The following is a 25,228-nucleotide window of genomic DNA, read 5'->3' as shown; positions in this document are numbered from 1 at the left end:
TGACGAACCTGCCTACTCCATCTTGCCCTTCGATGCCACCGACGCGCGCAGTGGTGGCACCGGAGGCCCGAGGACGACGATGAAGCAACCGATCTATCAGGAGGCCGCATGGCACACGTGGTGCTGCTCGGGGATTCGATCTTCGACAACGGGCGGTACGTCGATGGTGGCCCCGACGTCGTCGAGCAGGTGCGGGCCGTCCTGCCGGAGGACTGGAGGGCCACCCTGCTGGCGGTCGACGGCGACGTCACCTCCGGCGTCCCGCGCCAGCTGCGTTCGCTACCGCCGGACGCCACCCATCTGGTGGTCAGCGTGGGTGGCAACGACGCCCTCGGCTACCAGCATCTGCTGCAGCGGCCCGTGCGCGGTGTCGCGGATGCGCTGCTCGCCTTCTCCGGGGCGCAGGATGACTTCGCACGGGACTACGAGGCGATGATCGACGCCGTCGCGTCGGTGGGCCTGCCCCTGGCCGTGTGCACGATCTACGACACGCCGTCCTCCGAACCCGGCCACGCCGTGATCCGCACGGCCCTGGCGTTCTTCAACGACTGCATCACGAGGTCGGCCTTCGCCCGGGGTGTGTCCGTCGTGGACCTCCGGCTGGTGTGCGACGACGACGGCGACTACGCCAACCCGATCGAGCCCTCCGTCCAGGGCGGCGGGAAGATCGCGGCGGCCATCTCCGCGTTCCTCCTGCCCGACCCCGGCGTGCGGCATTCGGCGGTCATCGCCCGGGGTGGCCTGGCTACCCGGCAGGGCGCAGCGATGTGATCATGGCCCGGATGTCCTGGTACTCCTCCGTCTCCATGTAGGCGTGCGGGGTGTCGACGTGCTGGGGCTGCCCGGGGTACACCTCGAAGGGGTCGTAGACACCGCCGAACGCTGCTCCCGACGGAGGCCACGTGAAGAAGTGCGAGATCGGGCACGCCGTCGGACCGGTCGGCTCCGGCGCTGCTGTGATGCCGTAGGCCAGCACGGAGGCGGCCATCGGGTCGGGAACGGCGGGATCCGTGCGCCCCTCGAACACGAACCGCGGCGCCCCCGAGCCCGCGTCGAGGGCAGGGAGCACCTCCGCATCGAGCAGCGCGTAGGGCAGTTCCGCCGGGCACACGGCACCCGTGACGAGGTTCGTCTGCAGGGTCGCGAGCTGCCGCCCACCGGCATCGCCGACGACGACCGCCACGCCCTCGGGCGGGGCTTCCGGAACGGCGGCGACGGTCCAGTCCGCCGGGTGGTCGAAGGACAGGCTCCCGTCCGTCGTCGTGTACGTGGTCCAGTCCCCGTCGAGGGCGGGCTCGGTCGGTTCGACGGACGGTTCGACGGAGGGGGAGGCGGAGGGTGCGGCGGACGGTGTGGGATCGGGGGACCCGGTGTCGGACGCCGGCTGCGCCTCCTGGCTGTCCGGGGCTGCGGCGTCGGAGCCGGCCTCGGGGGTGCCGCAGGAGGAGAGGACGAACGCGAGGCACAGCGCCCCTGCGGACAGTAGTGCCGGAGTTGCTGAGCGACCCATGATTACTCCTTCGTAGGTGGGTGGATCGCTCTATCCTGAGCCCGGCGCCCGTACCGGAACAGGGGTGCAACCGAACCGTGGCCGGGGACGGGCGATCGTGTCCGAACCGTGTGCGCGTCGTGATGCCGCAGTGACCGTCGGGCCCGGTGCCGGGTCGTCGACGCCGCGGACAATGCGTAGGGTCGGACCATGCAGCCCGAGAAGATCAGAGCGCTCCGCCGCCGGTTCCATGCCCACGCCGAGCCCGGTTTCCTCGAGTACCGGACGGCGTCCGTGATCCTGGCGGAGCTCGCGGCGAGGGGCGTGCCGGCCACCACGGGGGCCGGGGCGATCGACGTCGGGCGCATCGCCGTGCCACCCACTCCGACCGAGAAGGACGAGTGGGGACGGCGCGCGGTCGCTGCCGGGGCTCCGGCCGCCGACGTCGCGTACTTCCAGGAACACGGCACGGCGATCATCGCGGAGCTCGAGGGGAACCGCGACGGCCCCACCTGGGGTCTGCGGGTGGACATCGATGCCCTGCCGGTGGACGAGGAGACGGCCGCCGACCACGCGCCCGTCGCCGGCGGCTACCGCTCCACGACCCCCTTCATGCACGCGTGCGGCCACGACGGCCACGACGGCCACGCCGCCATCGGGATCGCGCTCGCCGACCGCCTGTGCGACGGGAACTTCCCCGGACGGGTCCGGATCCTCTTCCAGCCCGCCGAGGAGGGCGTCCGCGGCGCCCAGCCGATGATCGACGCCGGCGTCACCCGCGGGGTGGACCGCATGCTCGCCGTGCACCTCGGTGGAGATCTGCCCACGGGGACGGTGGTCGGCGGCGTCACGGACGCGATGGCGACCACCAAGTGGCGAGCCACGTTCGAGGGTGAGGCGGCACATACGGCGGCCTCGCCGGAGAAGGGGCGGCACGCGCTCGCCGCCGCGGCGCAGGCCACCCTCGCGATCCTCGGTCTTCCTCGCTTCGCGGAAGCCGACACGCGCGTCAACGTCGGCACCTTCCACGCGGACGGGAGCGCCAACATCATCCCCGCCCTCGCGACGATCACCTACGAGACCCGCTCGACGTCGAACGCCGTCCTCGACGACCTCGACCGCCGCGCCGAAGCCGCCGTGCAGGGCGCGGCCGGCATGTACGGCGTGACCGCGACCACGAAGGCCTACGGCAGGGCAGCGGTGTCGATGCCGGACGACGCACTGCTCGACGACGTCGCGCGTGCGGCCCGGGGTGTTCCCGCCATCACGGCCTACACGCCCAGCGGCGCCTCCGGAGGCGGCAGCGACGACGCCCACCTGCTCATCCGCGAGGTGCAGGAGTCCGGCGGACTCGGCACCTATATCTTCGTCGGCGCGTCCAATCCCGCCCCGCACCACCACCGCCGGTTCGACCTCGACGAGGACGCCCTCGTGATCGCCGTCGACCTGCTCGAGGCCCTCTTCCGGGGCTGACACCGCCGAGACTCTGGACCGCATGGGCCGGCAGTGCCAAGGTGGGTCCATGGTCAGCGAAGACGATGTGCGGTCCGTGTGCCTCGCCCTGCCCGGGACCTCGGAGAGGCTGAGCTGGAGCCGGCCGGCCTGGTTCGCCCGCGCCCTCTTCGCCCGCATGTGGGACGACACGGTGCTGACGGTGAAGACGGAGGAACGCCCGGCGCTGCTCGCCACCGCGCCGGAGATCTTCTTCCTCCATCCGCACCACGAACGGTACGAGGGACTCGTCCTCGTCCGCCTCGATCCCCTCGATCCCGGCGAACTGTCGGAGCTGCTCGCCGAGTCGTACCGGATCGCGAACGGACGCCGAGCCGGCCAGAACGAGCCCGATCCGGTGCGGAAGTGAAATAAGTCACCTTCCGGTAGAGGTGTTCCTTCGCAGCCCCCGCGCCATTCCGGGCGAGCAGGTGTTTTCCGTCGTGATCTGCGAGTACTTCGGATCCTTTTCCACGTAGCCGGGTGCCCGAACGGCCACGGCCTGCGGAGGGAGTCACGTGGGTCGTACTCGTGAAGCAGTCGCGGTCCGGCCGATAGCTTGACAACGGTGCTCGCTGGTGATGCCGGCGACGACGCATCCATCCCGTCCGGATGGGCGTACGACCGGGACTGCTCCACGCAGGCGCCCCGCATCCGTCTCACACCTGTCTCACTCACGTCTCACACGAGGCCGTCATCCCGTCCTGCGCGGCGGGCGGCCCAGGGGAAACCATGACCTCTCTGCAGTCCCTCCTTCAGGACTCCTTTGCCCGACGCCGCACGATGGTCATCATCGTCGCGCTCCTCCTGACGGCCCTCGTGCCGATGGCCGACACCATCCTCCCTGCGGGCTGGTCCTACGCCCTGCTGGCCGCCGGCGTCCTGCTGGTCATGGTCACCCTGCTCCTGCTCGCGCGACCCGGCGCCGCCGGCTCCGGCAGCGACCGGGTGGCGGCCGACAGCGGGGCACGGCCGGGCGCCGGCCTCCTGCTGTACCTGGCTCCGGTCATCCTTCTGAACCTGGTGTACCCGCTCGTCAGCCCGGCGATGGCCGCGGTCGAGGTGGGCGGCGTGCAGCTCACCCTCGTGGTGCTGGCCTCCTCCATCACCGTCCCGTGGCTCGCGCAGGCCGCCTGCCTTCCCGCCTACCGCGCGATCGGCGACCTGATGGCGGAACGCGACATGGCGGCCATCACCCGCCGCTTCTGCACCACCTGGCCGGCGATGTTTGTCCAGGCCGTGCCGCTCGTGGTGGTCTTCGCCGTCCCGCTCTGGCTCGCGACACGCTGGTCCTTCTCGGCCCTGGCCACCTACGCGGCCCTCTGCGCCCTCCACCTCCTCTTCGTCCAGTCCCTCATCCTCGCCAACGTCGGCGACCGGCGCGGACTCTGGGCCATCGCCTGGCTCGCCTACGCCGCGGCACTCTTCGCGGCGCCCACCGTCTGGTGGCTGCCGCCGCTGCTCGGAGCGCTCACGCAGATCGCCGCCATGGGACGGGGACTCGCGTCCATCAGCCTCACCCAGCGCCTCGGTGCCCGCGACTTCTCGACGGACCTCGTCCGCGGACTCCTGCTCGGCGCCGTCCTGTGGGCCGACAAGTTCGTCCTGTTCCTCGTCACGGGCGGGGATTTCCAGGTGGTGATCGTCTTCCTCGCGATGCTGCCCGCCGTCATCGCCTACAACTACTACTTCGTGAACCTCGCTCCACGTGTGGACGAGGCCGTCGCGACCCTCCACCGGACCATCGCCGAGGAACCGCTCACCGTCCTCGCCCTGAGGTCCAAGCGGCTGAGCCGCACGGTGGACCGCGCCATCCTGAGCACGGGCGCCGTCGGCATGGTGCTCACACTCGTCATCTCGCTGCTCCTCGAGGGCATCCAGCCCGTGAGCGTGCTCCTGGCCGTCACCGTCGGAGTCGCATCGTGGGCGTTCATGATCCTGACGCTCCTCAGCTACGAACTGGACTACATCGGCGAGAAGGTCCTTCCGCAGGTCCTGGGCGGCATCCACCTGGCACTCTGCGTGGGAGCCTTCCTGCTGGTCGAGGCGACGCAGAGCGCCGCCGGCGCGGCCCTCGCGTACGGTGCGCTCGTGGTGGCGGACCTCGTGCTCGTCGCCGTCGCCTGGGTGCTGTACAAGCGGCACTGGACCCAGCCCGAGTACACGCTGTTCTGGCGCCACGCCACGTCCTGGTAACCGTCCCCGCCACGCCTCCCTCCACCAGCCCAGCCCACAAGGAAGAGCCATGTACGTGTTCAAGACCCCGAAGGCCCGTCGCGCAGCACTCGAGCAGTCCCCGGCCGTGATCCCTCCGGCCCTGGCTGCAGGGCAGGTCCACTACGAGGACGTGGACGTGGCGATCGTCATGGAGTCCACCTACCCCTACCTCAAGGGGGGTGTCTCGGCCGTGGTCCACGACATCGTCACGCACAACCCGGACCTCACCTACGGCATCATCCACATCACGTGGGACTCGGCTTCCCCCCAGGACGATCTCTACGGCATGCCCGACAACGTGGCCTGGGTGCGCCCCGTCTACCTGAGCATGCAGGAGCACCGGCACGACTTCATGGCGGTGTCCTCCAAGGACCTCGGGATGGGGCCGGCGGAGCGCGCGGAGCTCGCGGACCGCCTGTTCGATGCCCTGTACGCGCTGTCCGAGCGGCGCGAGGTGGAGCCGCTCTGGCAGCTGATCGACGAGGGCTTCAACCCTCGCACCCGCACTTATCCGCTGTGGGCCCTCCTGGGGACGAGGGAGTTCATGGAGGCGCTCTCCGTGCGGATGCCACAGCTGGACCTGTCCCTCGCCGACTCGTTCTGGACCCTGCGGAACTTCCTCTCGCTCGCCTTCGCCATCCTCGGCGAGACCATGCCGAAAGCACGCGTCTACCACGCACACACCACGGGCTACGCCTCCCTCCTGGGGGCGGCGGCCGCCCGGGACCACGGGACGTCGTTCCTGCTGACGGAACACAACCTCTACGTGCGCGACACCGTGAACACCCTGCTGGACCGCAACATGGCGCTGTCCATCACCTCGGAGGACTACCGGACCTTCGACGTCACCCCGGAGCAGCGCGCCTGGATGGCGTGGTGGACCGAGATGGGGCACTTCTGCTACCCGAGTGCCAGCCTCATCACCTACCTCTACCCCACGGCCATCACGGAGGCGGCACGCCTCGGGACCGACATCGACAAGTCCGTCGTGGTGCCCAACGCCATGGTCATCGAGGAGTTCGAGCAGAAGTACCGGGCACGGCTCGCCGCCCAGCAGCACCTGGTCCAGAATGCAGCCACCCACACCTGGAAGCTCGTCTACATCGCCCGCGTGGTGCCGATCAAGGGCCTCCTCGACCTCCTTTCGAGCATGGATATCCTGCGCCGCGGCGGCTTCCCGAACCTCCACCTGGACGTCCTGGGCCCCACGGAACACGTGCCCGAGTACTACGAGGCCTGCCTCGCGAAGATCAAGAGCCTCAGCCTCGAGGACCACGTCACCATCCACGGGACCGTCAACGTGCGGGACATGCTCGACCAGTTCGACCTCCTCGTGCTGCCGAGCTACAACGAGGGCCAGCCGATCGTGGTGCTCGAGGCCATGGCCGCGGGGATCCCCACGGTGGGCACGGACGTCGGCGGGATGCGGCAGCTCATCGGCGAGCAGCTCCGGACCGGGGACGGCCGGTCCGTCGGCGCCTGCGGTGAACTGGTGAACGCCGGTGACGTGCAGCAGATGGCGGACAGCATCCGGACGGTGATCGGCGACACCGCGCTCTACGGCGAGTACGCGGACAACGCGCGCATCCGCGTCCAGGAGTTCTTCCAGATGCACGAGATCATGTCCTCCTACAACGAGATCTACCGGACCGTCGGGGACATCACGGACATGCGCAACCTGACGCCGGCGGATCTCGCGGACCTCAGCAGGGCAGGCTCATGACCGGGGTCGGTGCGTGGATCCGGTACGGCGAGCCGATCCTGGCCGGGCAACTCGAGTTCGCGGCGGAGCACTACAGGGTGGCGATCCTCCAGCCGTGGGAGAGGACGGCGGCCGAGGAGCTCAAACGGCTCCGCCCCGACATGACGGTGCTCTGCTACAAGTGCCTGTCCTCGGTGCGCAGCTACGAGCCCGGCCCGGTCTACACCTCGGGCGTCTCCTTCGCCGAGGCGGAGGAGGACGGCGGCTGGTTCGCCACGCGGCTCGACGGCTCACGCATCGAGTGGGAGCGGTATCCGGGCCACTGGCAGATGCGTGTGTGGGACTCCGCGTACCAGCGCCGCTGGGTGGACAACGTGGTCGAGGAGCTCCGCGATTCACCGTTCGACGGCGTGATGGCGGACAACGACGTGTTCGAGGACTACTACGGCCTCCAGCTGCCGATCGAGGGCGCTGCGGACATGCTCGCGATCCGGTCCGCGCTGGGTGAGCTCGTGAGCGCCGCAGGGACGGCGTTGAACGGGGTGGGGAAGATCCTCGTGCCGAACATCGCCGAGTCGCGCCGCGAGGCCGGGCGCTGGGCCTCCCATGCCGCGTACGGCGGAGGCTTCGAGGAGGTCTGGCTCGGCTACAGTCCCGTGCACCTGTTCGATCCGGTCACCGCCGAGGCGCAGCTTCCACAGGCGGCCGGACCGGGGCTGTCCATCCTCCGGGTCCCCACCGACGGCGACGACCGCCACCCCAATTTCACCTACGGCCTCTCCGCGTTCTGGATCTTCGGGGAGGGCCGCGGAGCCTACTCCGCCACGGCCCACGACGACTACAGCCGCACCCAGCACGCTCCCGAACTCGATTGGCAGCTCGGCGCCCCACGGACCGGACCGCAGGGCACGAACCACGCCTGGTGGCGTGAGTTCGAAGGTGGCTTCGCAGCGGTGAACTTCAACCGGGACGGCAGGCGGCGCCGCAAGGTGCGGATACCGGCGGGTCTCGTCGACTCCGAGGGCCGGCCCGCGCCACGCTCGGTCGTGCTCCAGCCGCACCGAGGGGTCCTCTTCCGGCGTCCCGCTCGATGACGGGCAGCCCCGCGCACTGACGGGCGGTCCTTTCGGCAGGTTCTCCTCAGGATTGCGTCCAGTAGGGCTTTCCGGCTGTCCGGCGGTCGCCGGCTCGCCGATCATGTGGGTATGAAACTGAATGCCGCTGGGGCAACCTTCGTTTCCGCGGCACTCGCTGCCGTCTTCGCCGTCTGCTCGCTCGCCACCCCCGCGAGTGCCGGCAGCCTGACCACGAGTTCCGGGCAGCAGCTGCCCGCGTACCTGCAGGGCTACCGGCAGGGCCAGCTGCTCTGCCCCGGGGCCGCACTCACGGGCAAGGTCTCCGTGGCGATCGTCGATCCCATGATGGCCACGACGGACGCCCCCGGGGACTGCACCCTCTCCGACATGAAGGCCGCCAACCCGGGAACCACTTTCCTCGCCTACCTGAACATCGGCGCCATGAGGGACTTCGAGTCCTGGAACGGTGTCTTCCAGAACTCGTGTGCGGACACCGCGACGGCGGCGGGCCGCCAGTTCGCCGTCACCACCTCCAACACGAAGGTGGCACGGAGCGAGGACGGCTTCGCCGGCTACCCGGACTTCCCGTACCTGACGGTGGCGAACCTGTCGCCGGCCTACGCCGACGCCTGCGCGGCCACGGCGCGCAAGATCCTGAACACCGACGCCCAGCGCGGGACGACGAACGCGGCTCCCGCCCGGTTCGACGGCTTCTTCCTCGACGACGCCTCGATGTCCCCATCCCACGGCCAGGACATGGTCGATGTCGGGCAATGGGGCCCCTGGGCCGATGACGACGCCTACGGCCGCGCGCTGATCGCCGCGGTCAAACGGTTCGACGCCACCCTGACCCGCACGATGGGCCGCGACATCCCCGTCGCCGTGAACCTCGGCGTCTACCCGGCATGGAGCAACCAGGTGAACCTCGCCAAGGAACTGGCCGCCACGCGCACCGTCGACTTCGCGCTCCGGGAGCATGTGGTGGCCAACGGCACGGGCCGTCCGCTGCCGCTGGTCGACCTCGAGCAGGCGAGCACGGCGTACCAGGCCATCACCGCGGCCGGCATGCCGGTGGTGGAGCACGACTACTCGGTGCCGCTGCGCGAACTGCCCACGACCGCGTACGGCCAGGGCAAGGACATCGGCAGCTCGGCCCCGTGCCTGCGCGACGGCTTCGGGACGAGGGCGGCCGTGGTCTCGGCAGGGAAGACCCGGCGGACGCTCGACCACCGCATGACGCTCGGGCACCTGCTCCAGACCCGCACCGCGGCCGCCCGCCCGATGACCGTGACCCTCTCGCAGGCCGAGTCCACCTGTCAGGACAACGCCTGGGACGACGACGCGAACTTCGAGACGGTCACCACGGCGTCGGTCACCGCGGCCGACACACAGGTCACGGCCCTCACGAAGGCCGTCACATCGGGCGCCTACGCCACCGCCGCACCGCTGAAGTACTCCGGCGTCACCGTGGTACGGCTGTCCAGCGGCAGCGTCGTCGCAGTCAACACCACGACCGTCACGCGCTCCGTGACGGCCTACGGCAAGACGCTCAGCGTCCCGGCGCGGTCCGCGACGATCGGCTGACACCGGGCTCGGAGCCCGGATCCTGCCGCAGGTGCGTGGGCAGGATGCTCCCGGGCGCCCGGCTGCGGATCAGCAGCAGGCTCCGGGCGTGCTCGTGCAGCCGGCGGTCCTCGTCCGAACGCGGCACCCAGACAGGCACGGGCACGGCCGTGCCCTCGTCGTCGCGCGCCACCATGACCGTGAGGCAGGTGGTGGTGAGCGCCATCTCCCGCGACCTCGGGCTGCCGGACCGCACGTGGACCGCGACGTGCATGCCCTTGTGCCCGGTGTAGACCAGGCGCGCCTCCACCTCGACGACGTCGCCGATCCGCAGGGGCTTGAGGAACCGGACACCGCCGGAGAAGACGGCCACCGTGTCCAGTCCGCAGTACCGCGTGGAGCAGACGTAGGCGGCCTCGTCGATCCAGTCCATGACGGTACCGCCGTGGACCTTCCCGCCCCAGTTGACGTCGGTGGGTGCTGCGAGGAACCGGAGGACCGTGCGCTCCGCGGTGCCGGCCTCCGTGTACTCCTGGCGGCGCATCTCCTCGACGATCGCCTTCCGTACCTCGATGCGCGCGAGGGCATGGTCGCTGTCCAGCCGCTCGGCGTCCGTGCGGGGCTCGAAGGCGGGGACGGGCACGGGCTTGCCGTCGGGTCCGACCGCGACGAAGATCACGAGGCACTCGCTGCGCTGCCCGCCGTCGTCGCCCGACACGGAACCGGACGAGACCACCGTGCGGATGTGCATCGAGGACGTCCCGGTGTGGACGATCGTGGCCTCGACCTCCACCAGGTCGCCGACCGCCACCGGGTCGGCGAAGTGGATGTTCCCCACGTACGCGGTGACGCAGTAGGTCTTCGCCCAGCCGACGGCGGCGGCGTAGGCGGCTTTGTCCACCCATTCGAGGACGGTGCCGGCGTCCACCGAGCCGCTGTGTCCGAGGTCGGTGGGGGAGGCGAGGAACCGGAGGGTGACGGAATTCGCCGCGGTCTCCATGCCGGCCACCTACGCCCGCTGCCAGGCGGGTACGAGCTCCTCGAAGCGGCCCCGCTTCCGGTGGGCGAGCGGGTGGTCGGGCTGCTCGAGGACGGCGTCCACGGCGGGGGAGGGAGCATTCATGACCCAGTATCACCACGCGCGACCTCCAACCGGAAGCCCGGGCGCTATGCGTCGGGCGTGATGAGGCGTCGGACGGCGAGCGAGATCAGGTGCCGGCGGCGCTCGTGCTGTTCCTCGTCGTCGTCGGGAGAGGCGGCGACGGTGGTGCTCACCGGCGACCACGCCATGGACAGCGCGATCACCAGGGAGAACAGCTCGGCGGGTGGGATCCCCGGGTCCACGAGACCCTTCGCCTGGGCCGCGGCGATCGATGCGAACTTCGCCTGGTCGAGCGTGCCGATCTCGGGTCCGAGCCCGCCGAAGGGGGCGCGCTCGAGCCGGGTCCAGACGGCGAGCTTCACGACGAGGGGATGCGCCAGGTAGTCGTCGTACAGGCGCACCGCATAGCCGGGCAGGTCCTCGCCGTCGATGGGGACGGCGTCCACGATCGCACGGAGTCGCTCGCTCAGCACCGCGCTGAACAGCTGCTCCTTGTTGCCGAAGTAGGCGTACAGCTGCGCCTTGTTGGCCTGTGCCAGGCGGGCGATGCGGTCGATGCGCGCTCCGGCTATGCCGTAGTGCGCGAATTCCTCGGTGGCAGCCTCGAGGATCCGCTTCTTGGTCGCGTCGCTGTTTCCCATCCCTCCAGCATATTCCAACCGGTTGGTTTCTTTTTCTTCCGCACGGGAGTAGTCTGGGCCGAAAGTAACCAGGCAGTTGGAAAAGTGGAGGAGCACCCATGCGGCAGGTCAGTGGTTTCGCATCGCACCAGGGGTCGGACGGCGTCACTCCGTGGGACTTCGAGCGGAGGGACCTGCGTCCCGACGACATCCGCGTGGCGATCGACTACTGCGGTGTCTGCCACAGCGACCTCGACGCGATCGCGTCGGCGGCGCAGGGTGAGGACCGGCTCGTCCCCGGCCACGAGTTCACCGGCAGGGTGGCGGCCGTGGGCTCCGCCGCCACACGCTTCGCCGTCGGTGACCGCGTCGCCGTCGGCAACATCGTGGATTCCTGCGGTCGCTGTGCAGCCTGCCGGGCGCACCAGGAGAACTACTGCCACGACTTCCCGACCCTCACCTACGGTGGTCGCGACCGGCACGACGGCAGCCGGACGCAGGGCGGGTGGTCAGGGGAGTACGTGGTCCGCGAGGACTTCGCCTATTCCGTGCCACCGGGGCTCGATGCTGCGGCCGTCGCCCCGCTCATGTGTGCGGGGATCACGGTGTGGGAACCACTGCGGCGCTGGCAGGTGGGTCCGGGCAGCACCGTGGGCGTCGTGGGCGTCGGCGGCCTCGGGCACCTCGCGGTCAAGCTCGCCAAGGCGCTCGGCGCGCACGTCGCCGTCTTCACCACGTCCCCCGCCAAGGCCGACGCCGCGTACGCGCTCGGGGCCGATGACGTCGTGCTCTCCACCGACGCCGCTGCGATGGCTGCGCGGACCGACTCCTACGACCTCGTGCTGGACACGGCGTCGGCGCCCCATGACCTGACGCCCTACCTCCGTGTGCTGTCCATGGATGGCACGCTGTGCGTCCTGGGGATCGCCGAGCGCCTGGACTTCGATCCGATGGCCCTGCTGATCGGGCGGAAGAGCCTTGCATCGGCGGGCAGCGGCGGTACCGCGGCCACGCAGGACCTGCTCGACTTCTGCGGCGAGCACGGCATCACCGCCGACGTCGAGGTGCTTCCGGTGGGCAGGATCGACGAGGCGCTGGACCGGCTGCGCCGCAACGATGTGCGCTACCGCTTCGTGCTCGACCTCGGCGCCGCGGCGTCATGAGCCCGTGTCGATGACGGTGATCCCGCCCGCCGAGCGGTCACCGGCCATGGCCACGAGGGCGTCCGGCACCTCCGCCAGGGAGATGGTCCGCTCGATGAGGTCCTGCGGACGGAGGCGCCCGGTGGTCACGAGGTCCAGCAGCCCGGGGTAGTCCCGGGCCGGCATGCCGTGACTGCCCAGGACGGAGAGCTCCCCGCCGATGACCGCGGCCATGGGCACCACCGGGTCCGAGGGGAACAGGCCGATCTGCACATGCCGTCCGCGGGGCCGCAGGGAGAGGATCCCCAAGGCGGCGGTCTCCTCGCGTCCCAGCGCATCCACGGACACGTCGATGCCCGACGACGGTGCGGCCTCGCGCACGGCCGCGAGGGCCTCCGTCCGTGACAGCCCGCTCGAGTCGAGCGTCCGGGCCGCACCGAACCGCGCTGCGCGCGCCAACGCCGCGTCGTCGATGTCCACGGCGATCACCTGCGCGCCGAGTGCCGCGCCGATCATCACGGCGCTCAGTCCCACGCCGCCGCAGCCCACCACGAGGAGCGTCTCCCCGGCCTGGAGGTGCGCCTGGTGCATGAGTCCGCGGTACGACGTCGCGAACCGGCAGCCGAGCAGGGCTGCCGCCCCTGCGTCGAGGGACGCCGGCACGGCGATGAGGTTGGTGTCGGCGTCGTGCAGGGCCACGAGGTCCGCGAACGACCCCCAGTGCGTGAAGCCCGGCTGCGTCTGGTTGCGGCACACCTGGCCGTTGCCGGACAGGCACTCGGGGCAGGCGCCGCACGCGCACACGAAGGGCGTCGTCACGCGGTCCCCGACGGAGAACCGGCGCACCTCCCCGCCCACTGCCGTGATGGTGCCCACCAGTTCGTGGCCGGGGACGTGCGGGAGGGTGATACCGGCGTCGTGCCCGAGCCAGCCGTGCACGTCGCTGCGGCACAGGCCGGTCGCCTCGACGCGGACGACGACGCCGCGTGGGGACGGAGCGGGTTCGGGGACGTCCCGGAGGACGGGACGGGCGGAGAACCCGTCGAAGCAGACAGCGCGCATCGCACCATTCTGCCCCGGGAGTTCCCCGCCCGGCACATCACCCTGAGGGTGCGTCAGGAGTTCGGCTGGACCGTCCTGCGCGCGGCGCGCGATCCGGTGCGCCGCGCGCCGGTCACGAGCGGGTCCTTCGACAGGTCCATCATGAGCGCCACGCAGAGCCCGATCATCACGAGGAGGAACGGGGCGGCGGCGATGATGGTCAGCGTCTGCAGGGCCTCGAGGCTGCCCACGGACAGCAGGACGGCGGCCACTCCTCCGGTCAGTGCGCCCCACAGGATGGTGAGCCATTTGCGCGGGACGGCTGCGCCGAACGAGGACAGCGAGCCGAGCACGATCGAGGAGGCGTCGGCACCCGAGATGAAGAACACAGCCACGAGGACGACCACGAGGATGGACGTCACCGACGCCAGCGGGTACTCCGCGAGGAGCGCGAACATCGCCGATTCCTGGCTCTCCGCGTTCGCCGCGGCGATGTCCACGCCGTTGTCCTGCAGGTTGAGGGCCGATCCGCCCCACACGCCGAACCAGAGGACGCTGATGACGCTGGGGACGGCGACGACGCCGATGATGAACTCGCGGATGGTGCGACCCCTCGAGATCTTCGCGAGGAACGAACCGACGAAGGGCGTCCAGGACACCCACCACGCCCAGTAGAAGATGGTCCATGCCGCCAGCCATGCGTGGCCGCCGAAAGCGCCGGTACGGGACGCCATCTGCGGCAGGCCGATGAGGTAGTTGCCGCCCGACGCCGGGATGAGTTCGAGGATGAAGACCGTGGGGCCGACGACGAACAGGAAGAACAGCAGCGCCAGCGCCAGGACCATGTTGCCGTTCGAGAGCCACTTGATGCCGCGGCTGACGCCGCTGACCGCGGAGATGATGAAGCAGACGGTGAGAACCGCGATGAGGGTGATCTGCAGGGGCAGGCTGCTGCCCACACCGAAGACCTCCGTGAGGCCGCCGTTGATCTGCAGCACGCCGAGCCCGAGGGACGTGGCCGAGCCGAAGAGGGTCGCGAAGATCGCGAAGACGTCGATGGCGCGCAGGGCCTTGGGCGTGGGACGGCCGCGGAAGAGGGCCGTGAAGGCGCCGCTGAAACCGGTTCCCCGGCCCTTGCGGAAGGCCGAGTAGGCGAGCGCCAGACCGACCACGGCGTAGATGGCCCACGGGTGGATGGCCCAGTGGAACAGGGTGTAGTTCATGGCCTGCCGGGCCGCTTCCGGCGTTCCCGGCGCGATGCCGTCGACAGGAGGGGTGAGGTAGTGGGAGATGGGCTCGGTGACGCCGTAGAACATGAGGCCGATGCCCATGCCGGCGCTGAACATCATCGCGATCCAGGACGCCCTGGAGTACTCCGGCTTCTCGCCGTCCTTGCCGAGGGGGATGCGCCCGTACCTGCTGAAGGCGAGGAAGAGCGCGAAGACCACGAAGCCGGTGGCCGTGAGCACGAAGGCCCAGCCGAAGTTCGCCACGAGTCCGTTCAGTACGGAGGTGGTGATGTCCGAGAACGCCGTGGGGAAGAGCACGGCCACGAGCATCAGCAGGATGACGATCGAGAGCGAGACGAAGAGGACCGGCCTGTCCAGCGCAGCCTTCGCGGGGGCCTCTCCGGGAGGAGCCTCGAAGGGCGTGTCCTCACTGGGCGGTGATCCTTGGATGGGCTCGGTGGAATTAGACATACGGCTTAGGGTACGCGGGTGGCGGCGGCGGGGTCCGGTGGGGGGCGGGCCCGAATGGTCCTTGCACAGACGCCTCGCGGAGGGCCGGGCCGTCGCCGGTGCGCGCCGGGGGAGGAGCGCGGCCGGCCACCCCGGGCGCCGCTGCTTCGCCGTCATTCCGCCGATCGAAGCCCGGCGGGCGGACGGCCGGGGCATCGGCCGCGGCTCACCCCCGGGGCGCGGAGCCACGGCCCGCGGCGAGTCCCGAGGAGGCCCTGCCGGAGCCGCCCGGATGTGACGAAGCACCCATCGACGGGAGCCGTCCGATGCCGTAGGACGGGCTCAGGCGGCGCGCAGGCGGTGCCGTTCCCTGCGGTCCTTCACGGTGTCCGTCGCGAGGCTGAGTCCCAGCCCCACGGCGACCAGGGCGATCAGCACGAACGGGAGGACCTCAAGGCCCGCTCCGTCGAGCAGGAGCCCGCCGAGGAGCGCGCCGCCGCCGATGCCCACGTTGAACGCCGTCGTCTGCAGGGCGGCCGCGAGGTCGCGTGTCCGGAAGGATGCCGTACGCAGCATACGGGTCTGCAGCATGGCAGGGATGGCGCCGAAGGCCGCGCCCCAGACGATCACGGCCACCAGCACCACCACGGTGTTGGTGGTGGCGAGGGCCAGCGCGAGGACGGCGGCCATGACCACCAGGACGACGCCGACGAAGGCCTTCCGGGGGAAGCGGTCGGCGGCGTACCCGGCACCGACGAGGCCGATGATGCCCGCTCCGCCGTACAGGAAGAGGACGAGCGCGACCGAGCCGGGCTCGAAGGACGAGACATCGGTCAGCCAGGGCGCGATGTACGTGTAGAACGTGTTCTGCCCGGTCAGCAGGATCAGGATGACGGTGCACAGCAGGATCACCGCGCGGAAGCTGGGGTCCCGGCGCAGCGGCACTCGCTCCTCCCCGGGTGTGCGCTCGCCGTGGTGGTCCACCGGTGGCAGGAATTTCACGATCACGAGGGCCAGGACGGCGACGACCACCCCGATGATCGTGAAGGCGGTGCGCCAGCCGAGGGCGTTGCCGATCGCCGTTCCCACCGGGACACCGAGCACGAAGGCCGCGGTTCCGCCGCCCGCGGTGATGGCCACGGCCTTGCCGAGCTGGTGGGCCGGGACGAGGTGCGCGGAGTACGCGGCGACCACGGCCCAGAAGAGCCCGTGGGCCAGGCCGCCGAGGATGCGCGCCGCGACCAGGACACCGTAGGTCGGCGCGACCGCGGCGAGGACGTTCGCGAGGGCGATCACGAGGAGGACGACGACGATCAGCGACTTGCGCGAGTACCGCTGGGTGATGGCGGCGAGGGGGGTGGTGGCGACCACGACGGTCCCCGCGAAGATCGTGACGAGGAATCCGGCGGTGGAGAGGCTGACATCGAGGTCCCGCGCCATGGCGGGCAGCAGGCCCGTGGGCAGGAACTCGCTGGTCACGGACACGAAGATCGCGCCCGCGAGGGAGAGCAGTCCGACGTAGGGGAACGGCGCGGTGGTCTTCACCGGCGGGGAGGAAACAGACAAGGGGTACCAATCATGGGAGATCCGGAGGTCGGGCCCCGGCTGCTCCGTTGAAAACCGAAGGGCTTACTTCAGTCAAGACGAGAATGATCCTTGACCCCTGTCGCAACGCCGATGGCGCGCGCGGCATTCCTGCGGCGTTACTGCCGTTCGGCGTCGTACCAGGACCGGCCGGGGGCGGCGCCGGCGGAGATACCGCCTTCCTGCCGGGCGGCGGTATCCGATCCGGTGTGCCCGTCGCCCGACGGTGCCTCGTCCCCCTCGGCCTGGTGCGGCACGAGCGTCAGGCGGGGACCGGCCTCGCGGTCGTCGAGTTCCTCGGTGAGCTCGTCCTTGCGGGACGCCGTCTCGGCGTCGATCTCGCCGTCCGCGGCGAACTCGTGCTCGATCTCCCGGTGGACCTTGCTGTTCAGGATCTCGACGTCCTCGGTCCGGAGCCGGCCGAGGTCGGCCGGAAAGGGCTCGTCCGGTGAGATCCTGCTGTCCATGCCCATCCCGTCCGTCGGCCGGAGGGGGAACGGCGACCTTTGAATGGTAGGGCCGGGACGTGCGCCGGACAAGCTCCGGTACCGGGTTCCCGCTCCGCGCCCGAGCCCGGGGCCCGTCGTTCAGGCGAGGAGGGCGGCGACGACGACGAGCGCGGGGATCGCGAGCACCGAGGACAGCAGCACGGAATCGCGGGCCAGTGTCATGCCGCGGTCGTAGCGGCTCGCGAACATGAACACGTTCTGTGCCGTGGGCAGTGCGGCCACGACGACGGCGCCGAGCAGCCTCTCGCCGTCGAGCCCGAAGAGGAAGTGGGCGATCAGGTAGGTGGCGGCCGGCATGACGGCGCTCTTCAACGCCGTGGCCGTGAGGACCTGCAGTCGGTCCGGGCTGGGCCTGAGCGGTCGGCTGCCGGGCAGCGACATGCCGAACGAGATCAGCACCATCGGGACGGCCGCCCCGCCGATCAGGGCGAGGGAGTCCCAGACGGGAGCGGGCGGTCGCCAGCCGGTCGCGGACACCGCGACGCCCAGCAGCGACGCGATGATCATGGGATTCCGGAACGGCTGAGTCAGCACCGCGCGCACCGAGGGCTTCCGGCTCGAGGTGAGGTCGAGGATCGTCAGATAGAGGGGAGCCAGCACCAGGAGCTGGACGAGGAGCACCGGGGCGATCAGCGTCGCGTCGCCGAGGGCGTAGACGGTGATGGGGATGCCGATGTTGTTCGCGTTCACGTACGAGCTCGCCATGGCGCCGATCGCCGTCTCGGCAGCGGGCCGGCGGAAGAGGAACCTGCTGATCAGCACGTAGAGGACGGCGATCGCGAGCGAGGAGACGAGCGCGATCGGCATGTACTCGGAGAACACCGATCCGAGATCCGCGTCGGCCAGGACGGTGAAGAGCAGGGCCGGGTTGGTCACGAAGAACGCCACCTGGTTCAGGGCGAAACCGGCCTGGGGCCCGCCGATGACCAGCCGTGCGGCGATGTAGCCGACGAGGATCACGGCACCCACGACGGCGAATCCGCCCAGCACTCCCAGCATGCGTCCTCCTCCCGCGCCGTCGGCATTCCCGCACGGCGCCCCTTAAGAACCTAGTGCGTCCACCGACGGACAGTGGACGCGCGAGGCCCTGCGAGCCGCAGGTTACGGCGTCCGGCGGGGTTCCGGCTCGGGAGCGAACCCGGTCAGGGCCGGCTCTTGGAGCAGTCGTCGACGCTCGACGCCGTCCGGCCGTCGCGCTGTCCGGCACCGGGCCCGGAACTGCTCAGGGCCCTTGCTAAGCTTCCGACGGGATCATTCCGACTTCGAGGGAGCAGGCAGTGGCGGAGAGTGCACGGGCGGACGTCGACGGTCTCGAGAAACCGAAATGGCGGATCGTCGGGCCCGGACTGCTGGCAGCGGCGACCGGCGTCGGCGCGGGCGACCTCGTCGCCACGCTGATCGCGGGCAGCCAGTACGGGTACGCGCTCCTGTGGGCGGCGGTGATCGGCTGCGTCCTCAAGATCATCCTCGTCGAGGGCGTCGGCCGCTGGTACCTCGCCACGGGCAAGACCATCTTCCAGGGGTGGCGGACCCTCGGCGTCTGGACCAGCTGGTACTTCGGCCCGTACATCGTCATCTGGGGCTTCGTGTACGGCGCGACGGCGATGAGCTCCACCGCGTTGCCCCTGCAGGCACTCTTCCCTGCGGTCCCGCTGAACGTCTTCGCGGTGGCGTCGGGCTTGATCGGCCTGGCCCTGGTGTGGTTCGGCCGGTACGGGCTCTTCGAGAAGATCATGACGGTGATGATCGCCATCATGTTCATCTCGGTGGTCGGTTCCGCCGTCCTCGCCCTGCCGAACATCCCGGCGATGCTCACCGGACTGGTGCCCACCCTGCCCGCGGGCTCCGTCTTCTACGTCCTGGGGCTGGCCGGCGGCGTCGGAGGCACCATCACCCTTGCCGCCTACGGCTACTGGCTGCGGGAGAAAGGGTGGAACCGACCCAGGTGGATGAACGTCATGCGGGTGGACAACACCGTGGCCTACACGGTGACCGGGATCTTCGTGGTCTGCATGCTCATCCTGGGCGCCGAGCTCCTCTACACCGCCAACATCTCGCTCCAGACCGGCGACCGCGGCCTGCTCGACATGGGCGAGGTACTCGAGGACCGCTACGGCGTCGTCTGGGCGAAGGTCTTCCTCATCGGTTTCTGGGCGTCGTCGTTCTCCTCGCTGCTGGGCGTCTGGCACGGCGTCAGCCTCATGTTCGCCGACTTCTGGGCCAACTTCCGCAAGAAGGCCGACGACCTCTCCGACGACGACGCTCCCGGCGCCACCAGCAAGCCGGCCCGTGCCTACATGCTGTGGCTGACGGTCCCGCCGATGCTGCTGCTGCTCATCGGACGCCCCTTCTTCCTGATCCTGCTCTACGGGGTCCTCGGCTCCCTCTTCATGCCGTTCCTCGCCATCACGCTGCTCGTCCTGCTGAACAGCACCCGTCTCGCCAAGCAGTGGCGGAACAAGTGGCTGTCGAACGTGTTCCTCGCCATCACGACCGTCGTGTTCCTCGTCCTCGGCGCGAACGAGCTCGTCAAGGCGGTCGCCGGAGGCTGACCTCCGGCGGGGGCGCGTGCCAGACTGGGACCATGCTCGTAGCCTTCAGCGTCGCCCCGTCCGGTTCCTCCGAACTCTCCCGCGAGAACCCCGACGGGTCGGTGCACGACGCCGTGGCCGCCGCTGTCGCCGTCGTCCGCGAATCGGGTCTGCCGAACTCCACCGACTCCATGTTCACCACCATCGAGGGCGAGTGGGACGAGGTGATGGCCGTGGTGAAGAACGCCACCGACGCCGTGGGCTGCTACGGCAGCCGCGTATCGCTCGTCCTGAAGGCGGACATCCGGCCGGGGTGGACGGGCGAGCTGACGGGGAAGGTCGAGCGCCTCGAGGCGGCACTCGCCGAGCAGGAGCAGTTCGAGGGCCACTCCTGACGCCTGGCGGGTCCCGCCACCGATCCCCGCGCAGAACCGAACCGGGACTCCGGCGTCCGCACCTCCGGGACCTTCGTCGCGACTCACCCGCGTGAAGTCGCGACTCACCCGCGTGAAGGGGGGCTCATCCAGGCCGTGCTGCAGAGTCCGCGGGACTGGCATCCCCGGTCCACCGCGTGCACCGACCCCGCAGGCACCGCCTCCGGTCGGACGGCCGGTAACGGGGTAGTAACAGAGGTGGTGATACTCCTTCGTCATGCGGTGGCCCGCAGGCAGGCCGCCCGAGGAGATGGAGGCCCGCGGTGCCGAAAACGCTGCCAGCCGGAGTGGTCGAGTTCAACGGGGCCACCTTCCGGGCGAACGTCATGCCCGATGTCTTCGATGCGAGGGACCTCGAGTACCGGCCACGGCTTGCTCCGTTGCCCGCCGTGCTCGACCGGCGACCCCCGGGCACGCTCGTCCTGAAGCAGGAGGGTAATTCCTGCACGGGGCACGCCCTCGCAGCGATGATCAACACGGTGGTGACGGCGAAGGACGCCCCCGACGGGGTGAGCCCCTACATGCTCTACCGGATGGCGCGGCGCTATGACGAGTTCGACGGCGAATCAGACGAGGGATCCTCACTCAGGGGAGCCTTGAAGGGCTGGTTCTACCACGGGGTGCTGCCCGCCGCGGACTGGCCGGGGCTCCTGGACGACCCCGATCTGGACGGCGATCCCGTCCTCAGCGACAAGGCGTTCGCCCGTCCGCTCGGCGCCTTCTACCGCGTCCACGCCCACCGGCTCGACGACATGCAGTCCGCGATCAACGAACTGAACGTCATCGTCGCCTCGGCGCTGATCCATACCGGCTGGATCCAGCCGACCGGGGTGGCCAAGCCGGGGAGGTCGGACGTGCACCTGATCGAGCGGACACCGGGGGCCGGCCAGCTCGGCGGCCACGCCTTCGTGATCGTCGGCTACAACGACATCGGGTTCCTCGTGCAGAACAGCTGGGGGACCGAGTGGGGCTCCGGTGGCTTCGCGACGCTGCCCTACGACGACTGGCTGGACTCCGCCTACGATGCCTGGGTCGCCCGGCCCGGGGTACCCGCCGTCATCCGGACCAGGGACCGCACGAAGACGGTCGAGGGGACCTCCGGCGCACTCGTCCGCGGAGCCGGACCGGACCTCGTGCGGCTCTCCCGCCACGTGGTGAACCTCGGGAACGACGGGAAGCTCTCTGATACGGGTCGTTTCACCAGCAGCCCCCGGCAGCTCGACCGGATCATGCAGCGCATGGACGAGTACCACCGCTTCTGGCAGGAGAGCGATCCGGCGGGAGGACGGCCCGTGCGGCGCGTGGTCCTGTACGCACACGGCGGTCTCGTCGACGAGCGCTCGGGACTGGCGAGTGCGCAGGCCCAGCTGAACTGGTGGCTGAACAACCAGGTGTACCCCATCAGCTTCGCGTGGCAGAGCGGCCCCGTGGAGACCATGATCAACCGGCTGGACGACCTCATCCGCAGCAAACTCCCGTTCGGCAGTATCGGGTTCGACCTCATCGAGCAGGCCGATCGTTTCGTCGAGAAGTTCGCCCGCGCGAACCTGCGGTGGATGTGGGCCGAGATGAAGGAGAACGCGGCAGCCGCCTCGCGCCCCCTGCCACCGGAGGGGGCCGAACGCGGAGCGGCCGGCGACGAACAGGCAGGGCTCCCCGGTGCTTCCCTCCTGGTCCGGCGCCTCGCCGACTACGCCAGGGCGACCGGTGGCGACGACCTCGAGGTCCACCTCGTGGGGCACAGTGCGGGTTCCATCTTCACCGCGAACCTGCTGCCCAGGCTCCAGGACGAGGGCGTGCCCGTCGCGTCCCTGACCTGGCTCGCTCCGGCGATCCGCCTCGACGAGTTCGACCGTGCGGTACTGCCGCACCTGGTGTCGGGACACGTCCGCAGACTCGCCTCCTTCGGCCTGGGCGACCACCAGGAGATGAACGACGTCGTCGGTACGGGGAAGGTCAGCATCTACCAGAAGTCGCTGCTCGTGCTCGTCTCGCACGCCCTGGAGAGCGGCGCAGACAGCCGGAGCGGTGGGGAGGTGCCGCTGTTCGGCATGGAGCGTTTCCTGACCAGCCCCCTCCAGGGCTCCACCCTGGCCGACATCCTGCCGACGCTGCCCGCGGAGCTGGTGTTCTCTCCCAGCGAAGGACCGGCGGCCGCCCATTGCGCGGCGACGACCCACGGAGGATTCGACAACGACGCCGCGACGATGACGTCGGTCCTGCTCCGGATCCTCGGTCGTCAGGACGTGGCCGAGCGCACCCGGTTCGAACCACACACGCCGTTGCTCGATCCCGCCCCCGCGATGGGCCGGCGGCCGGAAGCATCCCTCTCCGCACCTGCCCGCGTTGTCGTCGTCGAGCACGCGGGAACGGTCCCGGTCACGCGAATGGCCGCACCCCAGCCCGACCACGTGAGCGTACCTGCCTCGAACGGTGTACTGCCCGAGGAGCACGTGGCGCCGATGACCAGCAGCCCCGTCATGGATGCCCTCACCCGCGACGGGTGGGCTGCAGCACCCGCTCACCCGCGAAACGATGCGCCACCACGATGAGCTCGCGCCAGGCACCTGCACAGCTTCCGTTCGGCAGGCCGACCAACTCCACGTGGCGTGAGCACACGGTCGCCAGTGCGGCCCAGGTCCGCACCCTCGCTGCCTGGCTGACGAAGATCGACCCGCCGACTGCAGGCGATCCCGCATCGAGCGCCGGGAACGCCGTCCTGGATGCTGCGATCACCGGTCACCTCGACGAGGCGATCAGGATCGCCGCGAACCGATCGCCGATACTTCAGGTCTCCTACAACGGCGCCAGGGTCGAGCGCGCGCTGAGCCACCTCGAAGCCGCGCAGGTCGCCCTCCTACGACGGGCACCCGTCTGGTTCGTGCAGTCCGAACTGCCGAACCTCCAGGCGCACGCACGCCAGCACCTGCCGCCCACCGATCCCCAACGGGCGGTCATCGAGCGGGCCGCCAGGACATCACCCCAGGCGGCGGCCCTGGACGAGGCCACCCGCATGGCGGTGGTGTCCGCCTACCGGGCGGCGTGCTTCGAGGCGCGCCAGGAGTTCTCCCGTGTACGGAGCTTCCGGAACATCCTCCTGATGAGTGCCCTCGTCCTCACCGTCCTGGCTGTGGTGCTCGCGGCTGCGGGCTGGTTCCGCCCGGAGGAATTGCGCCTGTGTTTCGGGGCGCCCGACCAAGTGGCCTGCCCCACCGGATCCGAGGCGCGTCCCTGGGACATGCTGTTCATCGAGTCCTTCGGCCTCATCGCTGCGGCGGTATCAAGCTCCGCGGCACTACGCCACGTACGGGGGACCTCGACGCCCTACGGGCTGCCCCTCGCGCTCGCGGTCCTGAAGCTGCCGGCCGGAGCACTGACAGCGGTGCTCGGCCTGCAGCTGATGCGCGGCGGGTTCGTGCCGGGCCTGAGCGCACTCGACACCCCCGCTCAGATCGTCGCCTGGGCGATCGTGTTCGGAGCCGCTCAGCAACTCTTCACGGGCCTGGTGGATCGCCAGGCCCAGACCGTCCTCGACGACGTCGGTGGGAAGGACGGCGCGAAGGACGGCGGGAAGGCGGCGGGTGCGTGACGTGGGCTACTGGACGGCGTCGCCCGGGGAGGGCAGCCGATAGGTCAGCTCCTCGTCCACCGCGGCCACCCCGTCGATCGTGCCGAGCCCGGCCAGGAGAGCGGCCGTCACCGAACCGGTGATCATGCCGAGTCCGGGCAGCACCCGGTCGACCACCATGCCGCGGAGGCCGAGCTGCTCTGCGACATGGTGGATCGATGGGCGGTGCTCGTCGTCGACCGTCACGGTGACCTTCATGCGGCTATTCCTGCGGCGCCATCGCAAGCCCCGAACCGACGTCCACCGACGGTGCCTGCAGTCGGGAACTCTCCTGCACCAGCACGGACCACAGCTCCCGCCCCCGGTATCCGGTGGCTTCGGCCCACAGTGCCGCGATACCCGCGACGTGCGGCGTCGCCATGCTGGTCCCGCTGATCGTGTTGTAGCGGTCGGGCATCAGCCAGGAGGAGTGCACCCGGTAGCCGGGACCGGCGATGTCTACCTGCCCGCCGCGCACGGGCAGTGTCCGCGCCGAGAAGTACGCCAGATCCAGTTGCTCGTCGAGTGCGCCCACCGCGAGGATGAACGGACTGTTGGCGGGTGCGCCGACGAAACCGAAGTCGTTCTGGCGCCGGTCCGCGTTGTTCCCGGCCGCCGCGATGATCAGCGAACCCTGGTCGAGCACCCGCCGCCCGATGGCGGTGTACGGCGGATGAACCTGCGCTATATCGGCTCCGAGGGACATCGAGATCACGGCGCAGCCGTTCACCAGCGCCCACTCGATGCCGGCGATGATTCCACCGTCACTGCCGGAACCGGAGTTGCTGAGCACCTTTCCGGCGTAGATGTCGGCTTCGGAGGCCACGCCGTAGCCCGGTCCTTCACGGGAGGAGCGCGGCCCGCAGGAGGTGCCGATGCAGTGCGTTCCGTGCCCGTGCCCGTCCTGCGGGTCCTCGCCGGGGATGAAGGACTCGACCGTGACCTGACGGCCCGCGAAGTCCGGATGCGACGAATCGAAGCCGGTGTCGAGCACCGCCAGCCTGATGCCCTTGCCGGTGCGGGGGGACGTTGCGGCGCCGGTCGCCTGGAGGCCCCACGTGAAGTGCTCGGTGTCCTGGAACAGTGCCGAGGGTGGGCTCAGGGTCCCCTGCGACAGCGCGTGGTGCACGAGTTCCGGCGAGATGGACTCGATGTTCGACTGGTCCGACGACATGCGCAGCGCCCCGGCTTGCTGGGGATCCGCGGTGACGACGGCGACGCCGAGGGAGGCGAACACCGTGGCATCGGCATCGCCGGCCGTCGCCGGGTCGACCGGCCCATGGCCGAAGTCGCGGGAGTCCGCCACGTTGGACAGGCCGGCAGCCGACCTCAAAAAGGCAGGCGGATCGGCTTCGGTCTCGGCGAAGACCACGATGAAGCGTCCGGTGGTTTCCGGTGCCGAGCCGGAGGGCCGGTCGCCGGAGGAATCTGGTTCGATCAT

The 25,228-nt window shown here is 70.0% G+C and carries 22 protein-coding genes; 12 read left to right on the top strand and 10 right to left on the bottom strand.

Features of this window, described 5'->3' with window-relative positions:
• The first annotated feature begins 108 nt into the window (after nt 1-108).
• Nucleotides 109-771: an SGNH/GDSL hydrolase family protein gene (locus tag AC0Z9V_RS13545; protein ID WP_485141816.1), complete on the top strand. Its 663-nt coding sequence runs from the start codon at nt 109-111 to the stop codon at nt 769-771.
• Here AC0Z9V_RS13545 and AC0Z9V_RS13540 read toward each other — a convergent pair.
• Nucleotides 746-1,510, bottom strand: a complete 765-nt coding sequence (locus AC0Z9V_RS13540) for a hypothetical protein (protein WP_485141815.1) — start codon at nt 1,508-1,510, stop codon at nt 746-748. The two genes, AC0Z9V_RS13545 and AC0Z9V_RS13540, sit on opposite strands and share 26 nt — an antisense overlap.
• Nucleotides 1,511-1,699: 189 nt before the next feature.
• Here AC0Z9V_RS13540 and AC0Z9V_RS13535 point away from each other — a divergent pair, with 189 nt between their 5' ends.
• The 6 genes from AC0Z9V_RS13535 to AC0Z9V_RS13510 all read left to right on the top strand — a co-directional run bounded on the left by AC0Z9V_RS13535 (nt 1,700) and on the right by AC0Z9V_RS13510 (nt 9,559).
• A complete protein-coding gene (locus AC0Z9V_RS13535; protein WP_485141814.1) occupies nt 1,700-2,962 on the top strand; it encodes an amidohydrolase in 1,263 nt (420 codons plus the stop codon).
• 49 nt (nt 2,963-3,011) lie between these two features.
• Nucleotides 3,012-3,350 carry an MmcQ/YjbR family DNA-binding protein gene (locus tag AC0Z9V_RS13530; protein WP_133080229.1) on the top strand — a complete coding sequence of 113 codons (339 nt, stop codon included), beginning with the start codon at nt 3,012-3,014 and terminating at the stop codon, nt 3,348-3,350.
• 362 nt (nt 3,351-3,712) lie between these two features.
• Nucleotides 3,713-5,176 (top strand): hypothetical protein, encoded by a 1,464-nt coding sequence (locus AC0Z9V_RS13525; RefSeq protein WP_485141813.1) that lies wholly within the window; start codon nt 3,713-3,715, stop codon nt 5,174-5,176.
• A 49-nt stretch (nt 5,177-5,225) separates the two neighbouring features.
• Entirely contained in the window at nt 5,226-6,920 is a 1,695-nt protein-coding gene (pelF, locus tag AC0Z9V_RS13520; protein WP_485141812.1) for a GT4 family glycosyltransferase PelF, read from the top strand.
• On the top strand, nt 6,917-7,993 hold the full coding sequence (locus AC0Z9V_RS13515; RefSeq protein ID WP_485141811.1) for a putative glycoside hydrolase: 1,077 nt from the start codon (nt 6,917-6,919) through the stop codon (nt 7,991-7,993). Before pelF ends, AC0Z9V_RS13515 begins: the two co-directional genes overlap by 4 nt.
• 111 nt (nt 7,994-8,104) lie before the next feature.
• The gene (locus tag AC0Z9V_RS13510; RefSeq protein WP_485141810.1) at nt 8,105-9,559 is read left to right on the top strand and encodes a hypothetical protein; all 1,455 of its coding nucleotides are present in this window, start codon (nt 8,105-8,107) and stop codon (nt 9,557-9,559) included.
• Here the strand turns inward: AC0Z9V_RS13510 and AC0Z9V_RS13505 are convergent.
• A complete protein-coding gene (locus AC0Z9V_RS13505; RefSeq protein ID WP_485141809.1) occupies nt 9,525-10,538 on the bottom strand; it encodes an acyl-CoA thioesterase in 1,014 nt (337 codons plus the stop codon). The genes AC0Z9V_RS13510 and AC0Z9V_RS13505 overlap by 35 nt on opposite strands.
• 167 nt (nt 10,539-10,705) lie before the next feature.
• Nucleotides 10,706-11,281 carry a TetR/AcrR family transcriptional regulator gene (locus tag AC0Z9V_RS13500; RefSeq protein WP_208739384.1) on the bottom strand — a complete coding sequence of 192 codons (576 nt, stop codon included), beginning with the start codon at nt 11,279-11,281 and terminating at the stop codon, nt 10,706-10,708.
• A gap of 98 nt (nt 11,282-11,379) precedes the next feature.
• On the opposite strand from AC0Z9V_RS13500, the gene AC0Z9V_RS13495 reads away from it, so the two are divergent.
• Complete coding sequence (locus tag AC0Z9V_RS13495; protein WP_485141808.1) at nt 11,380-12,423, top strand: NAD(P)-dependent alcohol dehydrogenase; 1,044 nt, start codon at nt 11,380-11,382, stop codon at nt 12,421-12,423.
• Here AC0Z9V_RS13495 and AC0Z9V_RS13490 read toward each other — a convergent pair.
• The 5 genes from AC0Z9V_RS13490 to AC0Z9V_RS13470 form a co-directional block, all read right to left on the bottom strand.
• Complete coding sequence (locus AC0Z9V_RS13490; RefSeq protein ID WP_485141807.1) at nt 12,418-13,464, bottom strand: alcohol dehydrogenase catalytic domain-containing protein; 1,047 nt, start codon at nt 13,462-13,464, stop codon at nt 12,418-12,420. The two genes, AC0Z9V_RS13495 and AC0Z9V_RS13490, sit on opposite strands and share 6 nt — an antisense overlap.
• Nucleotides 13,465-13,517: 53 nt before the next feature.
• Complete coding sequence (locus tag AC0Z9V_RS13485; protein ID WP_485141806.1) at nt 13,518-15,143, bottom strand: BCCT family transporter; 1,626 nt, start codon at nt 15,141-15,143, stop codon at nt 13,518-13,520.
• A gap of 321 nt (nt 15,144-15,464) precedes the next feature.
• The gene (locus AC0Z9V_RS13480; protein ID WP_459289070.1) at nt 15,465-16,667 is read right to left on the bottom strand and encodes an MFS transporter; all 1,203 of its coding nucleotides are present in this window, start codon (nt 16,665-16,667) and stop codon (nt 15,465-15,467) included.
• A 158-nt stretch (nt 16,668-16,825) separates the two neighbouring features.
• The gene (locus AC0Z9V_RS13475; RefSeq protein WP_208739533.1) at nt 16,826-17,173 is read right to left on the bottom strand and encodes a hypothetical protein; all 348 of its coding nucleotides are present in this window, start codon (nt 17,171-17,173) and stop codon (nt 16,826-16,828) included.
• A gap of 120 nt (nt 17,174-17,293) precedes the next feature.
• Nucleotides 17,294-18,214, bottom strand: coding sequence for an AEC family transporter (locus AC0Z9V_RS13470; protein WP_208739534.1), 921 nt, complete (start codon nt 18,212-18,214; stop codon nt 17,294-17,296).
• Nucleotides 18,215-18,492: 278 nt separating this feature from the next.
• Here AC0Z9V_RS13470 and AC0Z9V_RS13465 point away from each other — a divergent pair, with 278 nt between their 5' ends.
• The 4 genes from AC0Z9V_RS13465 (at nt 18,493) to AC0Z9V_RS13450 (ending at nt 23,769) form a co-directional block, all read left to right on the top strand.
• The gene (locus AC0Z9V_RS13465; RefSeq protein ID WP_244185959.1) at nt 18,493-19,767 is read left to right on the top strand and encodes an Nramp family divalent metal transporter; all 1,275 of its coding nucleotides are present in this window, start codon (nt 18,493-18,495) and stop codon (nt 19,765-19,767) included.
• 32 nt (nt 19,768-19,799) lie between these two features.
• Entirely contained in the window at nt 19,800-20,141 is a 342-nt protein-coding gene (locus AC0Z9V_RS13460; protein ID WP_485141805.1) for a thiamine-binding protein, read from the top strand.
• Nucleotides 20,142-20,443: 302 nt separating this feature from the next.
• Nucleotides 20,444-22,732, top strand: coding sequence for a C1 family peptidase (locus AC0Z9V_RS13455; RefSeq protein ID WP_485141804.1), 2,289 nt, complete (start codon nt 20,444-20,446; stop codon nt 22,730-22,732).
• The gene (locus tag AC0Z9V_RS13450) at nt 22,729-23,769 is read left to right on the top strand and encodes a hypothetical protein (protein ID WP_485141803.1); all 1,041 of its coding nucleotides are present in this window, start codon (nt 22,729-22,731) and stop codon (nt 23,767-23,769) included. Before AC0Z9V_RS13455 ends, AC0Z9V_RS13450 begins: the two co-directional genes overlap by 4 nt.
• A gap of 6 nt (nt 23,770-23,775) precedes the next feature.
• Here AC0Z9V_RS13450 and AC0Z9V_RS13445 read toward each other — a convergent pair whose 3' ends face one another.
• Both AC0Z9V_RS13445 and AC0Z9V_RS13440 read right to left on the bottom strand, forming a co-directional pair.
• A complete protein-coding gene (locus tag AC0Z9V_RS13445; protein WP_459268798.1) occupies nt 23,776-24,006 on the bottom strand; it encodes a hypothetical protein in 231 nt (76 codons plus the stop codon).
• A gap of 4 nt (nt 24,007-24,010) precedes the next feature.
• Nucleotides 24,011-25,228 carry a S8 family serine peptidase gene (locus tag AC0Z9V_RS13440; RefSeq protein ID WP_133080244.1) on the bottom strand — a complete coding sequence of 406 codons (1,218 nt, stop codon included), beginning with the start codon at nt 25,226-25,228 and terminating at the stop codon, nt 24,011-24,013.

Source organism: Arthrobacter sp. UYP4, assembly GCF_057291175.1.
Note: the sequence above shows the minus strand (reverse complement) of the source record. Positions and strands in the feature narration are given on the sequence as shown.

Excerpts from the sequence above, each read along its gene's own strand:
- AC0Z9V_RS13545 (WP_485141816.1), top strand. The coding sequence starts at position 109 with ATGGCACACGTGGTGCTGCTCGGGGATTCGATCTTCGACAACGGGCGG.
- AC0Z9V_RS13515 (WP_485141811.1), top strand. The coding sequence starts at position 6,917 with ATGACCGGGGTCGGTGCGTGGATCCGGTACGGCGAGCCGATCCTGGCC.
- pelF (WP_485141812.1), top strand. The coding sequence starts at position 5,226 with ATGTACGTGTTCAAGACCCCGAAGGCCCGTCGCGCAGCACTCGAGCAG.
- AC0Z9V_RS13500 (WP_208739384.1), bottom strand. The coding sequence starts at position 11,281 with ATGGGAAACAGCGACGCGACCAAGAAGCGGATCCTCGAGGCTGCCACC.
- AC0Z9V_RS13460 (WP_485141805.1), top strand. The coding sequence starts at position 19,800 with ATGCTCGTAGCCTTCAGCGTCGCCCCGTCCGGTTCCTCCGAACTCTCC.
- AC0Z9V_RS13490 (WP_485141807.1), bottom strand. The coding sequence starts at position 13,464 with ATGCGCGCTGTCTGCTTCGACGGGTTCTCCGCCCGTCCCGTCCTCCGG.
- AC0Z9V_RS13525 (WP_485141813.1), top strand. The coding sequence starts at position 3,713 with ATGACCTCTCTGCAGTCCCTCCTTCAGGACTCCTTTGCCCGACGCCGC.
- AC0Z9V_RS13540 (WP_485141815.1), bottom strand. The coding sequence starts at position 1,510 with ATGGGTCGCTCAGCAACTCCGGCACTACTGTCCGCAGGGGCGCTGTGC.
- AC0Z9V_RS13530 (WP_133080229.1), top strand. The coding sequence starts at position 3,012 with ATGGTCAGCGAAGACGATGTGCGGTCCGTGTGCCTCGCCCTGCCCGGG.
- AC0Z9V_RS13485 (WP_485141806.1), bottom strand. The coding sequence starts at position 15,143 with ATGTCTAATTCCACCGAGCCCATCCAAGGATCACCGCCCAGTGAGGAC.
- AC0Z9V_RS13535 (WP_485141814.1), top strand. The coding sequence starts at position 1,700 with ATGCAGCCCGAGAAGATCAGAGCGCTCCGCCGCCGGTTCCATGCCCAC.
- AC0Z9V_RS13495 (WP_485141808.1), top strand. The coding sequence starts at position 11,380 with ATGCGGCAGGTCAGTGGTTTCGCATCGCACCAGGGGTCGGACGGCGTC.
- AC0Z9V_RS13475 (WP_208739533.1), bottom strand. The coding sequence starts at position 17,173 with ATGGACAGCAGGATCTCACCGGACGAGCCCTTTCCGGCCGACCTCGGC.
- AC0Z9V_RS13440 (WP_133080244.1), bottom strand. The coding sequence starts at position 25,228 with ATGATCGAACCAGATTCCTCCGGCGACCGGCCCTCCGGCTCGGCACCG.
- AC0Z9V_RS13505 (WP_485141809.1), bottom strand. The coding sequence starts at position 10,538 with ATGGAGACCGCGGCGAATTCCGTCACCCTCCGGTTCCTCGCCTCCCCC.
- AC0Z9V_RS13445 (WP_459268798.1), bottom strand. The coding sequence starts at position 24,006 with ATGAAGGTCACCGTGACGGTCGACGACGAGCACCGCCCATCGATCCAC.
- AC0Z9V_RS13470 (WP_208739534.1), bottom strand. The coding sequence starts at position 18,214 with ATGCTGGGAGTGCTGGGCGGATTCGCCGTCGTGGGTGCCGTGATCCTC.
- AC0Z9V_RS13450 (WP_485141803.1), top strand. The coding sequence starts at position 22,729 with ATGAGCTCGCGCCAGGCACCTGCACAGCTTCCGTTCGGCAGGCCGACC.
- AC0Z9V_RS13510 (WP_485141810.1), top strand. The coding sequence starts at position 8,105 with ATGAAACTGAATGCCGCTGGGGCAACCTTCGTTTCCGCGGCACTCGCT.